The organism is Pseudomonas sp. Pseusp21, from assembly GCF_059492145.1.
Genome location: NZ_CP168520.1, coordinates 4443180 through 4457624 on the forward strand (window position 1 = coordinate 4443180; position 14445 = coordinate 4457624).

The following is a 14445-nucleotide window of genomic DNA, read 5'->3' on the forward strand; positions in this document are numbered from 1 at the left end:
AATGGCTCCCGTTTTTTATGGGCGGGTGAAAATGGCGCGTTGCCAGCAGTGTTGCCTGCGCCTGTCTACACTCATACCCATCCATGGAGGTTGCGCCCGGCCGTGCGCCGGCAAAGGAGTGCGCCATGTCGCGTCATTCGCAGTGCAGGGGGCCAGCCCGGCAGCGGGGAGCCATCGGCCTGATGGCGGCCGCCACCCTCAGCCTGGCGCTGGTCCTGATGCTGCTGGTCGTGGACAGCGGCCGCTTGTACATGGAACAACGCAAACTGCAGCGCCTGGTGGACACCGCCGCCCTCGAAGCCGTCAGCCGTGGCGGCAATTGCCTGCCGGGGCTCACCGCCGCCAGTTACGCCGGGCAAAGCGCGACACGCAACGGGTTTGTCGCCAATGCCAACAACGTGCTCGTAATCGATTGCGGAAAGTTGGCGACAGCCGCCACCGGTCTGCGCACTTTTACGGTGGACGCCACGCAATCAGAGGCGGTCAAGGTCGCGGCCAACCGTACCGTCACCACCAGTTTCGCCGGCGGTGTGCAGGCGTTGTTCAGTGGCACACCCGTCAGTCTCAACACCGTGCTTTACGCTTCGGCGGTGGCGGCCAAACCCAAGCCGACCGTCGCTCAGTTGAACATCCGCAGTAACCTGACCAGCATCAGCACCGCGCAATCGAACATCCTCAATCCACTGTTTTCCGGGCTGCTTGGCGGTAACGTCAACCTGACAGCCTTGGGCTGGGAAAGCCTGCTCAACACTGACATCAACCTGCTTGGCTACCTGAATCAACTGGCGATCAACCTCAACGTGGCTGCCGGCAATTACAGCCAGTTGCTCAATACCCAGGCCACGGTGACGCAACTGATCCAGGCCGCGATTACGGCGGTCCAGCTCAACGGCGCCACCGCTGAAGTGATTACCGCGCTGGGCCAACTGCAAGTGGCGGCGATCAATGCCGCGCCGGTCAAGCTCGGCGACATCCTGCAATTGCAGACCGGCACCACGGCCGCCGGGCTGGATGCCAATCTGCAGTTGCTGCAACTGGTCCAGGGCGTGATTCAACTGGCCAACAGCAAAAGTGCGGTGGCCGCGACCCTGCCGATCAGCGTGCTGGGGCTGGCGAATGTCACGGTGCGGGTCAAAGTCATCGAGCCGCCGCAGTTTTCCGCCATTGGCGATCCGGCACTGGCCAGGGCCAATCCCACCGGGCCGAACCGGATTTATGTGCGCACCGCGCAGATTCGCACGCTGCTTTCGGTAAATCTGCCGGTGTTGTCCGGGGTGACCGGGTTGGCCAATGCGGTACTCGGACTGGTTGGCACGCTGACACCGACCCTCAATGCACTGTTGAGCCTCAATCTGGTCGCCACACTGAATTCTGCCGGCTGCCTGCTCGGTGCCGGTTGTGAGCAACTGGACCCGAAGCTGTTGCCCTCGCCGCAGATCGACATCAGCCTGGACGCCGGTGGTGCCGTCAGTTATGTCACCGATTACAGTTGTCCGACCGGCAACGCCGGCACCAAAAGCCTGACGGCCCGCACCATGACCTCGATTGCCGATCTCAAACTGGGCAGGATCGACCCGACCAACGCCTTCTCTTCTGCCGCCCAACCCACCGTTACACCCTTGCCGCTGGTGGATCTGGGTACGGTGACCTGCCACAAGATTCTGGGGATCGGCAGCTGTGACCCGAGTACTCATGTGCCATATGGCGCCGGCGGCATTGCGATCATGGTCAACACCAGCGTGGCGCAGAACACCCAGAACCTGGTGTTTTCCAGCGGTAATCCGTTCGCCACACCGCCCAACCTGAAACTGCCGCCAAGCGTGATTGCTGCCGCGCCCTCAACCAACATAGTCAACAGCCTGGCAAGCACCCTCGCCGGGATCAATCTGATCGTCTACAAACCCCAAGGCAGCAACCCGCTGGGGGCGATTGTCACCGGCGTCGCCAGCCTGATCAGTGATGTCACGACGATCCTGCAACCGGTGATCACCAATCTGGTGAGTCCGCTGCTGGATCCGCTGCTGAACAATTTGCTTAAGGGGCTGGGGATCAACCTGATGGATGTGGATGTCGGCGCCAACATGACCTGTGGCCAGACCGGCAAGGCCTATCTGGTGATCTAGTCGTCAGGGGCGATCGGCAGTTCGATGCAGAACCGTGCACCGTCCGCCGAGTTGCGCACACTGAGGTGGCCGCCCATGTTCTCGATGATCCCGTAACTCACCGACAACCCCAGGCCGGTGCCGACGCCCACCGGTTTGGTGGTGAAGAACGGTTCGAAAATCCGCTCCAGCAGACGCGGGTCGATACCGCCGCCGTTGTCTTCGACCCACAGTCGCACGTGCTGCTCGTCGCGTTCGGCGTAGATCGAAATCCACGGCTTGAATGCTGAATCGGACTCGCGTTTGCCCAGCAGCGCATCCCGGGCGTTGACCATCAGGTTGATCAACACCTGTTCAAGCTGATCGACGTACCCGCGCACCTGAACCTCGAATGCGGTTTCACTGATGCGCAGATCCACGCCTTTGCCGCGCATGCCTTCGGCCAGCAGCGACAGCGTGCCTTCGATGGCGCTGGCCGGGTTGAACAGCTGCTGCTCGATCTCGGAGCGGCGACCGAACACCCGCATGTGGTCCACCACTTTCGCGGCGCGCTGCACCTGGGCGTCGATGCGATTGAGTTTGTCGGTCAGGTAATCGATCTGCGCATCGCCGTTGCTCAGGCGCTTCCGTACGTTGACGATGGCCATGCGCATGACGTTCAGCGGCTGATTGATTTCGTGGGCCAGGCCAGTGGCCATTTCGCCAAGGGTGGCCATTTTTGCGCTTTGCGTGAGCTGCTGTTGAGAGCGGCGCACTTCGGTGTTGTCACGGCCAACGGCTTGTACTTCGATCAATTTTCCGTGCTCATCGAACACGCCGCGATCCGACCACACCCACCACGCATGTTCGCGCCCCGGTAATTGCAGGTTGATTTCGGCGGTGCTGACGGGGGATTGCGGAGTCAGCTGCGCCAGGCGCTCAACGAAGGCCGCGCGCTGAACGTCGGACATCCAGCTGCCCAGATCGACCCCGGCCAGGGCTTCGGGGGCGCATTCCAGATAGGTCGCCAGCGGCCGGTTGCCGAACGTCAGGATCAGATCCGGGCGGTAGCGGCAGATCATCGCCGGCGAGTCCTCCACCAGAATCCGGTAGCGTTCCTCACTCTGTCTGACCTGCTCGGCGGCCAGCGTCGCTTCGGTGACGTCCAGCCACAAGCCGACAGCTTCCACCGGCAGGCCGAGGTCGTTGCGCAACAGCCGGGCTTCGTCGAGCAGCCAATGGTAATCACCATGACTGTCGCGCATGCGATAGCGGGCGCGCGCCGAGCCTTCGCGCAGCAGTTGCCGGGTTCGCTCGAAATACAGGGCGCGGTCTTCCGGATGAATCCGCTCTGCCAGCGCACTGGCGTCACAGTCCTCCAGGCTCCAGCCCAGCAACGGTTGCAGGCTGGCGCTGAAAAACGCTGGCAGCAAGGCGCCTTCGGCGTAGTGCTGGACATAAATCACCGCCGGCGAACTGGCGATCAGGTTGTCCAGCCGCGCATGGGCCGCAGCGGCCAGTTGCTGCTGGTTCTTGATGTCGCTGATGTCGAGCATGAAACCCACCAGCCGCCGGTGCTCGCCGGTGCCGGTGACCTGACCCTGAAGGCGATACCACGCTGGCGTCTGGCTGGCATCGCGAGGCTGCAGGCGCACGCACAGGTCGAGGATTTCCCCTTGCATCTGCAGGGCTTGCAGCCGGCTGCGGACTTCTTCGCGATCGGCGGGATGGATCAGGCTCAGCCAAGCCTCGAGCGTCAGCGTCGAGCTGTCCTGTTGCAGGATGGCGGCCAGCGTCGGGGCCAGTTGAATCTGCTCGCTATGGCTGATTTCCCACCAGCCTGTGCCAAGCATTGTCTGCAACGACTCCAGCCGTTCCAGTTGCAGTTGATGCTGCTGCTCGCGTAAACGACCGAGCAGGGGCCCGGCCAGGGCGCCCGCCAGCATCAGCCAGTCGCGATCGGCCAGATACGGCGCGGTCTTGTCCACCGCGTAAAAACCGCAGAGCAGCCACGCCATCACGCCCCGATCATCGCTGTAGGGCACGGCAAAACCTTCGGCATTGCCGAACAGGCCCTGGACCCTTGAGTGTTCGTACTGGCCGTAGTGCGCACCCAGGCGCTGCGGGCCGGTGCCATTGAGGCTGTCGAGTGGCGTGCCCAGACGCTGGCCGTCATGCCACAGCGCCGGGGCGTCATGGGCGTGGAACTGCTGATGGATCTGCCAGCCCTGTTCCTGCTCATCGAGCAGGGCGAGTGCCAGGCACGGGATCTGCCAGCGCTGGGCGATCACCTGCAATTGTTCGCTGACGAGCATCGGCAACCGTCCCAGGCTGCAGCTGCGCACCTGTTTGCTGATCTGCTCGGCGAGCATGTGGCACGCCTCGCGCTGATGCGCTTGCTGGCGTTCGGACAACAGGTCGGCAATGTCGATCAGTTGCAGCAGCCAGCCATCGCCCAGCGGCTGGACCCAGCCGCGCAGGTGCAAGGTCTGGTCGCCAAGGCCGGGGAAATCCAGATCCAGCAGTTGGCCTTGCCAGTCTTGCGGGCGGCCCTCGATCGCCAGCGTGCTGTGCGCCAGCAGATAGTCGTGCAACGGCAACGGTTTGTCGCGGGGCGTCTGTTGCGCCAGCAGCAGGCGCAGCGGGCCGGCCATTTGCAACACGCCGCCGTCGCTGTCGAGGTGGATGTGCAGGCCCGTCAACGGGGTCCCGAGTACGTCCGGAATATCGCTGGCGACCATACTTCGCTTGAGCAGGCGGCCGAGCAGGTTGTCACCCGGAGTCAAAATTTCAGGCTCGAAATGGCGGTCAGGTTGGCGGGCAGGCTGGGGACAGCGCCGACGCCCGGCAACACCAGAAAGGGGATGACCTGATTGAGCTTGCTCACCGGGTAATTGACGCTGACGGTGAGCGTGCCCTGGGCCGGGTCGTAGACCGTTGACGTGTCCGTGCCGACCACCACGTTCAGCGACGACGGCAGCACCGACAATTGCTGGGTCAACGCGGCATTCGCAGTGCTGACCAGCACGCTTGCATAGTTGGGAACCGCGGGATCGACCGCCACGGCGCGGCGGATGGCTTCGGCGGTGACCTGGTTGAACGTCTGCATCAGCACGAACGGCAAGCTGTAGCTGACGAGGCCATAAAACACCGCGAAAAAGATCACGAACACCAAGGCGAATTCAATCGCCACCGCGCCTTTTTGCGCCTTCCGAGAGCCGGTTTTCATCCGTGCGTCTACCCTGACAGTCACTGCGTAGTATCAGCATAGAATCATTCAGCAAAAACGGACGGTTTTTACCGGATGCAAAGCCTTGTCCTTCTGATCTGGTTGACCGCGTGCGCGGCTCAGGATGCCCGGCAACGACGAATTGCCAACGTTTTGACGCTGGGCGTCGGGACTCTCGCGCTGGTCTATCTGCTGTCTTTCGGTACCACCTGGATGGGCGCCGAAGCCGGGCAGGGAGGCTGGGCCTGTGTCGTGGCCCTGGCATTCACGTTGCCTGGGTATTTCATGGGCCGAATGGGCGCCGGTGATGTGAAACTAATGACAGCTCTTGGTCTTGCGACGGACGGCGTCTCGCTGCTCGGGATTTTTATCGGCGCCGGTGCGGCGAGCCTGATCTGGATTCTGCTTGCGCCAAGAGTCTGGCTGCATATGAGTCAAGGGCTTAGGCACCGACTTCGGTATATGGCGCCATCCGTGTCAAAAAAGCTGCCATTTGCGCCGTTTGTGCTGATCGGATTTGTGCTTGCACTACCTTGGATCCATTAGTCGCCAAGCGCCACTAGTCTTATGTACATAGTCGGAAAGTGGGTCTACCTTCAAAATAACGAGTTATACAGCCAGCGGCTGACAGTACAGGAATGGTCAGTTTTTGGCCCGGGCATGGAGTGGCACGTGAACAAGCTTACATCTGCGGTAAAAGTCATCGTTGTCGATGATCAGCCTCTGATCGTCGAAGAACTCTGTGAATTTCTCGAGAGCAGCGGCTACCGCTGTGTGCCGTGCGAGTCCAGCAAAGAGGCGATCGAGCGTTTTACGGGCGACACTGCTATCGGTCTGGTGCTGTGCGATCTGCATATGCCGGACATGGACGGCATTCAACTGGTGCAGGAACTGCAACGGCTGGCCGGCAAACACCGGGCGTTCGAAGCCATCATGCTCACCGGCCGCGCCGACAAGCAGGACGTGATCAAGGCCTTGCGCGCCGGGATTGCCGACTACTACCAGAAACCGGTCAATCTGGATGAATTGCTCGAAGGCCTGCAACGCCAGGAAGCGGTGCTGCAGGAGCGGCAGAAAACCCTGCAACTGGGCCATCTGAATCAAAAACTTCAGGACCTGTCGTCGTCCATCGATGATCTTTATCAGGATCTGGACAAGGTGCGTCGCGCGCCGGCGCCCGTCAGTGACGATGCGCCCCGTGAGGCCGGTGAACTGGAGGTCCCGGCGATCTTCAATCAGCTGTCGCCACGGCAACTGGACGTGGCGCGCCTGGTGGGCAAGGGACAGACCAATTATCAGATTGCCTGTGAGCTGGGCATCACCGAAAACACGGTGAAGCTTTACGTTTCGCAGGTGTTGCGCCTGACCCACATGCATAACCGCACGCAGTTGGCGCTGGCCTTGTCTCCGAGTTCGGCGGCCTTGCGGCAGCGGGTTACGGCGCACTGATTGTTGTCCCCGGCGGCCCTTGGGCCGACCGGGACAGACGCCATGGTGTCTCCTCGAATCAGTTATTTGTCTCGATCTTGCCCCCGGCATCCGGGTCGTAGAAATCGGGGATTTCATATTTGTACTTCTTCAACCAGCGCTGCATCGCCAGCTCACGCTCGGTGGCCGTGGCCGCCTGCGGATCGGGGGACGCGGCCTTGTTGCGGCTTTGCAGCAACAGCCAGCCTTCGGTTTCCTGCTGCTGGGCCGAGGCCGGGCCGGCGTCGATGGCCAGCGCGCCGAGCGGCAGACTCAACAGGCTCAGGCAACACAGGGTCTTGAACGTGTTCATGGCATCTCCTTGAGGCTCACTTGATCGCCGGTTGCGGATCAATCGCCACCGCGACCTGATTGCCAGCGACGGGTCTGGCTCTGACCGGCGACTTGAGTTTCTCCGCACGCTCCTGGGCATCGCTGAACTGCTCCGGGGTCAGGTGCGCGCGGCTGACCACTTCGGCGGCTTGCTGCCAGTTGTTCTGGTAGAGCAGCAGGGTCACCAGATTCAGCGTCGCCAACTGATTGTTCTGCTTCAGCTCGATGGCGGTCAGGAACTCGAAACGAGCGTCCTCGAGCCGCAGCTGATTGAGGTACACCACGCCCAGATCATTGCGGATGTTTTCATTGGTCGGCGCCAGCCGCGCCGCCCGTTGCAGGTGGGCCTGCGCCTGGCCGTTGTCACCACGGGCGGCGTACAACTGGCCCAGGCCATGTTCGGCGTCGGCGTTAAGGCATGTGCCCAGCAGACTGCGATACAACGGCTCGGCTTCACTGCGTCCCAGCAGACGATAGACCTTGGCCTTGCGCAGCCGCACCTCGACGAGGTTGTCGGGCAGACTCTGCAGATTGGCCAGGCTGGCGTGCAGCTTGCCGTCGTTGACCAGATCATCGGCGAGGTTCAGCGACAGCTCCTGTTCGGAGCTCAACTTGCTGCAGCTGGCCGGCGCCAGCATCGTCGTCCACGGTGCCTGACCGTCGGTTGCGCAACCGCCGAGCAGCAACAGGCTAGCCATGACCATCAGTGCTTTCATCAAATCGCTCTCCATCGCCATTGTCATTTTCATTGTCAGGACGCAAACGCCCGGGTGATTGCGGTAAAACCGGGTCCCGCCAAAACGATCAGCAAGGCCGGGAACAGCAACAGCATCATGACCACCGACATCTTCGCCGACATCTTCGAGATGTATTCCTGCAAGCGTGTCAGGCGTCGGTCATCCAGCAGTTGCTTGAGCGTCAGCAACGATTTCATCGCGCCGCCGCCCTGTTGAATCAGTTGTTGCAGGATCACGCAGGTGTCGGTGAACTCATCCACCGCCAGCATCGCGGCCGCCTTGTTCAACTCTTGTCCGAGTTCCAGGCCCGAGTCGACACGGGCCAGGATCAGACGCAGTTCGCCGGTCAGTTCCGGCAGCAGTTTTTGCCCCTCGCTGCTGAGTACACGCAGGGCCTGCTCGACGGCCATGCCGGACTCGAACAGGATTCGCAGCAGGGGAATAAACGTCGACACTTCCACCGCAATGATTTTCTGCCGCCGGGCAGCGGCATACGCCAGCAGGCGTTTGGGCAGCAGATAGCCAACGCCGGTGGCGATCATCGGCACCAGCCAGCCGTTGGGTGCGAGGGGGAAAAACACCTCTTTCAGAAACACGCCCAGCCCCAGCGTCAGCAGCGGCGTGCCGATCTGGCAGGCGGCAAACAGCGAGCGCTCGCTGGCCCGGCGCCAGCCGAGCCGGCTGAGCAGGGTCTGGGTTTCACTGTCGATGCTCACCGAGCGCTGGCCGAACCGGCTGCTGCCCAGTGCCCGCAGCCAGTTGCCGAAACGGTTCTCGCGCACCAGGTGGCCCTGCAGACGCTGGTTGACCTGACGCACTCGACGCCGCTCGGTCAGCAGGTGGTTGCCGACCAGCAACAACGCCCCGAGCAACAGCATGAGACTGGCCAGCATCAGCATGTCAGACACTCCTCAGCATGCGCCACAGCGCCAGGCAACCGGAGACCTGCAACACCACCGCGACAATCAGCATGGTTCGACCGCCCGAGTCGTTCCACATGCCGAGCATGTAGCCGGGATTGGTCAGCATGAAGTAAGTGACGAGAATCACCGGCAGCGATCCGAGTACCCACGCGGTCATCCGCGTTTCGCCGGTCAGCGCGCGCAATTGCCGGGCACCCTGGTCACGTTCGCGAATCAGTTTGATCAGGTTCTCCAGCAACTCGCTGGCATTGCCGCCGTAGCGATGGTTGACCTTCAGGCCCAGGGCGAACATGCGCAGTTCGTCCTGCTCGTAGAGCTCGGCGAAATCGCTGACCGCGTCCGGCAGGTTCACTCCCAGCTGCACGTTGCGCTGCACCCGGCCCATCGCGGCTTTCAACGGGTCCTCACTGGTTTCGATGCCGCCCATCACTGCATCGCTCAGGGTCCGGCCGGACTTGAGGCTGCGCACGGTGTGGTCGAGCAACTGCGGCAACTGTTCGATCATCCGATTGAGACGGCGTCGATACAGCCAGGCGATGTACAAGCGCAAAATCAGCGGCGGCGCCAGTATCAGCAGCAACAGACCGATCCAGTCGGCCAGCAGATAACCCAGCATCATGCCCACGACCCACAACGACAGCCAAAGCCCGAAGTGCTCGCTCGGCCGGCCAAGGCCTGCCCGCAGGAACATCCGCTCCAGACCGGTCCACGAGTTTTTTTCGGCCGTTGCTTGCGGTTGTCCGACGGCGAGGCGAGAGAGCACCCGTTCGTTGGCAGTCTTGCGCACGCCCTGCAGGAACAGGCGAATCGACAACCCCAGCAGCAACAGGCAAAGGACAATCAGGATCACCGGTCCGATCATGACGAAGGCTCCATGCGTTCAGCCCAGACTCGACTCGTGCCGCAACTTGTCGCCGGCCGGGTTGACCGCTTCGCGCAGGAAGCCGAAACCGGTGCGTCGATCCAGACGGAACAGGGTGTTGGTGACGTACACGTCTTCACGCACGCCGACCACTTCCACCACTTCACTGACACAGCGGCGACCGTCGGGCATGCGGGTCAACTGAATGATCACGTCGAGTGCTGCGCAGATCATCTGCCGCAGGGTGCGTTCGGCCACCGTGCGGCCGGTCAGGCCGACCAGGGTTTCCAGGCGCAGCAACGCATCCTGGGCATTGTTGGCGTGGACCGTGCTCATCGAACCGTCGTGACCGGTGTTCATCGCCGTGAGCACATCGAGCACTTCAACGCCACGGATCTCGCCGAGAATGATCCGGTCCGGACGCATCCGCAGGGCGTTGCGGATCAGGTCGCTGGCCTTGACCTCGCCATGGCCCTCGGCATTCGGCGGCCGGGTTTCCAGACGCACCACGTGGGGATGGCCGAGTTGCAGTTCGGCGACGTCTTCGATGGTCACCAGTCGTTCATGGGGGTTGATCAGCTGGCTGAGGATATTCAGCAGCGTGGTCTTGCCGGTGCCCGTGCCGCCGCTGATCAGGATATTGCAGCGCTTGCCCACGGCCTCCTGGAAACACTCGAAAATCGGCAGGTCGATGGTCTGCATGGCGATCAGGTCGCTGCTCTTGAGCATGTCCTTGCGGAATTTTCGAATCGACAGGCACGGGCCGTCGAGGGCGATCGGCGGGATGATCGCGTTGACCCGACTACCGTCCGGCAGGCGTGCATCGACCATCGGCGAAGACTCGTCCAGCCGCCGACCGAGCGGCGCAAGAATGCGCTGCATGACCCGTTCGACGTGGTGCGCATCGATGAAGCGCAGGTCACTCTGATGCAGTACGCCGTCGCGCTCGACGAATACCCGGTGCGGGCCGTTGACCAGAATTTCGGTGACGGCGGTGTCGCGCAGCAAGACTTCCAGCGGACCGAAGCCGGTCAGCTCATCGACGATTTCTTCCCCCAGCCGCTCCATCTCGTAACGGGAAATCGCCAGGTGCAGACGGGCGATGTATTCGGCGACCTTGTCGGTCACAAATTGCGCCAGCAACTGCCGCGAGCCTTCCAGCAGGTTTTTCCCGGACTCCTCGATGGCATCGATGATGTAGCGATGCAGCACCAGTTTCAGGCCTTCGTGGTCAACATTGCCCGACTGGCCTCGCGCCGGCGCACCGAAGAGTTTTTCCGGGCTCATGAGGTGCCTCGCAACCGGTCGAACCAGGTGACCTTGGGTTTGGCAAGACCTTCGGAGCGCTTGGCCAGCCGTTCGCCGAGTACCCGCAGGCTCTGGGTGAGTTTTTCCCTGGGCGCCAGTTCAAACAGGCTGACGCCCTGGTTCTTCGCGTTCATGCGCAGCTCCGGACTCAAGGCCAATACCGCGATCACTTCCAGGTTGAAGGTCTTGCCGAGGGTGTCCGCATCTGGCGCAACGTTGCTCAGATAACGGTCGACCAGCAGCCGTCCGTGATCGAGCTTCATGCCTTTTTCCCGCCACAGATTGAACACCGCCAGATTGCGCCGGCAATCGAGCACGCTCTGGTCGGTGTACCAGATCAGCTTGTCGCAATGGCTGACAAAGGTCCGCAGAGCCTCGCTGTCAGGCTGGCCGGTGAGGTTCACGACGATGTGCTGGAAGTGCTGGCGCAAGGCGCTGAGCAGCATGAACAGCTCGGCGGCGCTGGTGCTTTCCAGGGGGGCGTCATTGTCGGCGTACGCCAGAATCCGCAGCCCCGCTTCGGCGCTGGTGAACGCGCTGTCGATCAACGTGGCGTCGAGCCTGCGCAGGTGGCGCAAGGCATCGCCGAAGTGAAACGAACTCTCCAGCCCCAGCAACGCCAGGCTGTCGCCACGGGGCAGCCCGAGGTCCAGCAGCAGCGTCTGCTGCCCGCTCTTTTGCACCACCAGTGCCATATGGTTGGCCAGCAGCGCGCCGTCGGAACTGCTCTGTACGCCGTACAACACCGTCAGGCCGCCCAGTTGCGCGTTGTGGGTCACCGGCGGCAGGCGTTTGCTCAAGCGGCGCACCAGCCCGGCCACTTCACTGGAGCGCGAGCCATAGGCGACGAAATCCCGGGCCCCGGCGCGCATCGCATTGAGTACAAGCTGATTGTCCATGCCGTCGCCAAGGGCAACGATCGCCAGCATCGGCTTGGCCTCCAGCGCGCCTTCGATCAGCGCGCTCTGGGCCACCACGTGTTCACGGTCGAGGCCGACGAACACCAGGCTGGCGAAGGTGACGTCCACCAGCGCGAGCAATTCGTCGAGGCTGCCGCCACCGGCACTGACCACCTGGCCCAACGGCGCAAGCGCGCTTTGCAGCCACTCCAGGTCGGTGTTGTTGCGGGTGATGGCGAGGAAGGTCTGACTCAGGCTCTGGCTCATTGGGACAACCCGCTGCGCTTGTCGAAGTTACCGTTTTCCAGGAAAAACATGCGGTAGAAATTCGGGTCGTAGTTGCGCAGTTTTTCACCCGGCAACGACGGCAGTTGCGCCTCCGCCGAGAGCGGACGCACCAGGTGCGGGGTGACGATCATCAGCAGCTCTCGCTCTTCGCGCTTGATCTGCGAGCTCTTGAAAAAAGCCCCGAGCACCGGGATATCGCCCAGCCCCGGAAACTTGTCGACCTGGGAACTGTTGCTGGTACTGATCAAACCGCTGATGACAAAACTCTCACCATCGGCGAGGGAAATGCTGGTGTCGGTGCGGCGGATGGTCAGGGCGGGCACGGTGGTGCCGGCGATGTTCACCGCGTTGCTGAGGTCCAGTTCGCTGACTTCCGGCGCCACTTTCAGGGCGATGCGATCGTGGCTGATGATGGTGGGCGTCAGGGTCAGGCGGATGCCGAACTCCTTGTATTCGATCGACACGTTGTCGCTGCCGGAGCTGGGCACCGGAATCGGAATCTGCCCGCCTGCGAGGAAACTCGCACTCTGCCCGTTGAGGGCCACCAGGCTTGGCCGCGCCAGGGTATAGGCGAAGCCGCTGCCCTCAAGGGCATTGATGATCGCCATGGTCTTGCCGCCGATCCACGAGAAGTTGAACAGCGAGTTGTCCACCGGCAGTCGCGGTTGCGGGACGCCGTCGATGGGCGGCAACGTGCCGGGAGAACCGAACAGGAAATTACCGCGGGTGCCGATCAGCGAAGCCGAGGCCTGCTTGAGCTTGGTGCGGCTGACTTCGACAAAACGAATGTCGGTCTGCACCTGGGACGGCAACAGCGCATCATCCGACGGCAGCGCACCGGTGTTGGTGAGGGCCGAGGTGGCGGCGCCCTTGACGAACACCATGCTCTGGCGCGGCTCGCTGGAGCAGCCGGTCCAGACCATCAGACTGGTAGCGCCCGGCGCCACGGCGGTAAGCAGAAACGATGAGTTGCCATTGGCATGCACGTCGGCGATTTTCGGATCGCCGATGGCCAGGCGCGTGATCGCCACCGGTGATTGCATGTCCTGCTGCCAGCCTTCGTTGATTTCGATCACTGGCGGCAAGCGCCCGAGGGCCGCGCAGTTGCCGGTGGCCGCCTGCGCGGCATTGATTGACAGTCCCATCAGCAGCATGGCCCGGAGCACGGGATTGACGATCGGCCAGGAACGACTCTGCATGCACTTGGATCCTTGCTCAGTCATGGGTTTTGTGGGTTGGTCTGATTGCCGCGAATCACTTCCACCGCGGGCCGTATCGCACCGCTGTGGTCGCTGCCGGGCGCGGTTTTCGGCGCGGTCCCCAGCGCCAACTGAGTGAACTGGAAGAGTTGGCTGTTGGCGGCCACCAGTTTGTCCGGCGCCTGACGTTCGCCGGCCCAATACCTGGCCAGGCGCTGTTCTTCGCTGCTGCGCACGGCCAGGCGCAACGTCCCGACCTGGGTGGCGAGCATCATTCGACTCAACAACTGTTCAGGCACCGCCAGCACCACGGTGCGCGCGGTGAGCCGGCGCTGGTCCTGTTTGATCTTGTCGTCGGCACTCATGGCGGGAGCGGACGGTTGACCGTCGTTGGTCAGGCCGTATTGTTCGCCGACACCGAGCACGCGCATGGCCGGCACCACAATCTGTGCCGACTGCTGCGGGTTGCTGGCGTCCTGGCGCAGGAACAACAGCACGTCGACGTAATCCCCGGGGATCAACTGCCCGGCCGCGCCGATCACTTCATCAACTGACACGGCCAGCGCGCGCTCATCTTTGTGGATCATGCGCGCCAGTGTGCCGCCGGCCTCGAAGCTTTCTTCGTTGAGCCAGGTGCCGGCGCTCAGGTGACGCCACGGAGTGCGACCCACTGCCTGCTCGATGGTGCCGAGGCTGCCGGCGGGGGCGCTGCGCAGTTTTTCAACGGCCAGATCGGCGGCAGTGAGGGGGGTGAAGGGCGGGACGTCACGCACCAGGACCACGACCGGCTGGCGGGTCTGGTCTTCGGCGGCAGCGACGGTTTTTTCGACGGTGACCACCGTCGGCGCGGGGGGCTCGGCAACCGGAGCAGGTTGCCGGCTGAGCACCAGCCCCCAATATCCGACAATGATGGCCCCCAGTAAAAGCGCCGCTGCAAGGCCAATGGTCACACGACTGTTCATGACGGCTCTCCCTTTCCTGCTGCACTACCAGCCCGCACTTCCTACCAAGGGAACATCGCAATCAGGCAGCTATGAACATCCAACTATTTCGCTATTTCCACGCTAGCTGAAACAAGCCAAAACGCCATTAGTGACAGACAAATAACCCACGAAAGTA

At 62.4% G+C, this 14445-nt stretch carries 13 protein-coding genes; 3 read left to right on the forward strand and 10 right to left on the reverse strand.

Features of this window, described 5'->3' with window-relative positions:
- Positions 1-125 precede the first annotated feature (125 nt).
- Positions 126-2123 carry a pilus assembly protein TadG-related protein gene (locus ACEN93_RS20145; protein ID WP_495610427.1) on the forward strand — a complete coding sequence of 666 codons (1998 nt, stop codon included), beginning with the start codon at positions 126-128 and terminating at the stop codon, positions 2121-2123.
- Here ACEN93_RS20145 and ACEN93_RS20150 read toward each other — a convergent pair.
- Entirely contained in the window at positions 2120-4867 is a 2748-nt protein-coding gene (locus ACEN93_RS20150; protein ID WP_495610428.1) for a PAS domain-containing sensor histidine kinase, read from the reverse strand. The two genes, ACEN93_RS20145 and ACEN93_RS20150, sit on opposite strands and share 4 nt — an antisense overlap.
- Entirely contained in the window at positions 4864-5310 is a 447-nt protein-coding gene (locus ACEN93_RS20155; protein WP_074689697.1) for a TadE/TadG family type IV pilus assembly protein, read from the reverse strand. Before ACEN93_RS20155 ends, ACEN93_RS20150 begins: the two co-directional genes overlap by 4 nt.
- Positions 5311-5385: 75 nt before the next feature.
- On the opposite strand from ACEN93_RS20155, the gene ACEN93_RS20160 reads away from it, so the two are divergent.
- A complete protein-coding gene (locus ACEN93_RS20160) occupies positions 5386-5856 on the forward strand; it encodes an A24 family peptidase (RefSeq protein ID WP_103387220.1) in 471 nt (156 codons plus the stop codon).
- 126 nt (positions 5857-5982) lie between these two features.
- Positions 5983-6759, forward strand: a complete 777-nt coding sequence (locus ACEN93_RS20165; protein WP_495610429.1) for a response regulator transcription factor — start codon at positions 5983-5985, stop codon at positions 6757-6759.
- A 58-nt stretch (positions 6760-6817) separates the two neighbouring features.
- On the opposite strand, the gene ACEN93_RS20170 is transcribed toward ACEN93_RS20165, so the two are convergent.
- Genes ACEN93_RS20170 through cpaB form a run of 8 tightly spaced genes read right to left on the reverse strand, consistent with a single transcriptional unit; the run spans position 6818 to position 14288 of the window.
- The gene (locus tag ACEN93_RS20170; RefSeq protein WP_039772498.1) at positions 6818-7090 is read right to left on the reverse strand and encodes a DUF3613 domain-containing protein; all 273 of its coding nucleotides are present in this window, start codon (positions 7088-7090) and stop codon (positions 6818-6820) included.
- A gap of 16 nt (positions 7091-7106) precedes the next feature.
- Positions 7107-7826 (reverse strand): tetratricopeptide repeat protein, encoded by a 720-nt coding sequence (locus tag ACEN93_RS20175; RefSeq protein WP_103387225.1) that lies wholly within the window; start codon positions 7824-7826, stop codon positions 7107-7109.
- Positions 7827-7861: 35 nt separating this feature from the next.
- Positions 7862-8746: a type II secretion system F family protein gene (locus tag ACEN93_RS20180; RefSeq protein ID WP_039772493.1), complete on the reverse strand. Its 885-nt coding sequence runs from the start codon at positions 8744-8746 to the stop codon at positions 7862-7864.
- A 1-nt stretch (position 8747) separates the two neighbouring features.
- Entirely contained in the window at positions 8748-9632 is an 885-nt protein-coding gene (locus ACEN93_RS20185) for a type II secretion system F family protein (RefSeq protein WP_495610430.1), read from the reverse strand.
- A gap of 18 nt (positions 9633-9650) precedes the next feature.
- The gene (locus ACEN93_RS20190; protein ID WP_039772489.1) at positions 9651-10919 is read right to left on the reverse strand and encodes a TadA family conjugal transfer-associated ATPase; all 1269 of its coding nucleotides are present in this window, start codon (positions 10917-10919) and stop codon (positions 9651-9653) included.
- The gene (locus tag ACEN93_RS20195) at positions 10916-12106 is read right to left on the reverse strand and encodes a CpaE/TadZ family protein (RefSeq protein WP_039772487.1); all 1191 of its coding nucleotides are present in this window, start codon (positions 12104-12106) and stop codon (positions 10916-10918) included. Before ACEN93_RS20195 ends, ACEN93_RS20190 begins: the two co-directional genes overlap by 4 nt.
- Positions 12103-13326, reverse strand: a complete 1224-nt coding sequence (locus ACEN93_RS20200) for a type II and III secretion system protein family protein (RefSeq protein WP_039772485.1) — start codon at positions 13324-13326, stop codon at positions 12103-12105. Before ACEN93_RS20200 ends, ACEN93_RS20195 begins: the two co-directional genes overlap by 4 nt.
- 20 nt (positions 13327-13346) lie before the next feature.
- Entirely contained in the window at positions 13347-14288 is a 942-nt protein-coding gene (cpaB, locus tag ACEN93_RS20205; protein WP_495610431.1) for a Flp pilus assembly protein CpaB, read from the reverse strand.
- Positions 14289-14445 lie beyond the last annotated feature (157 nt).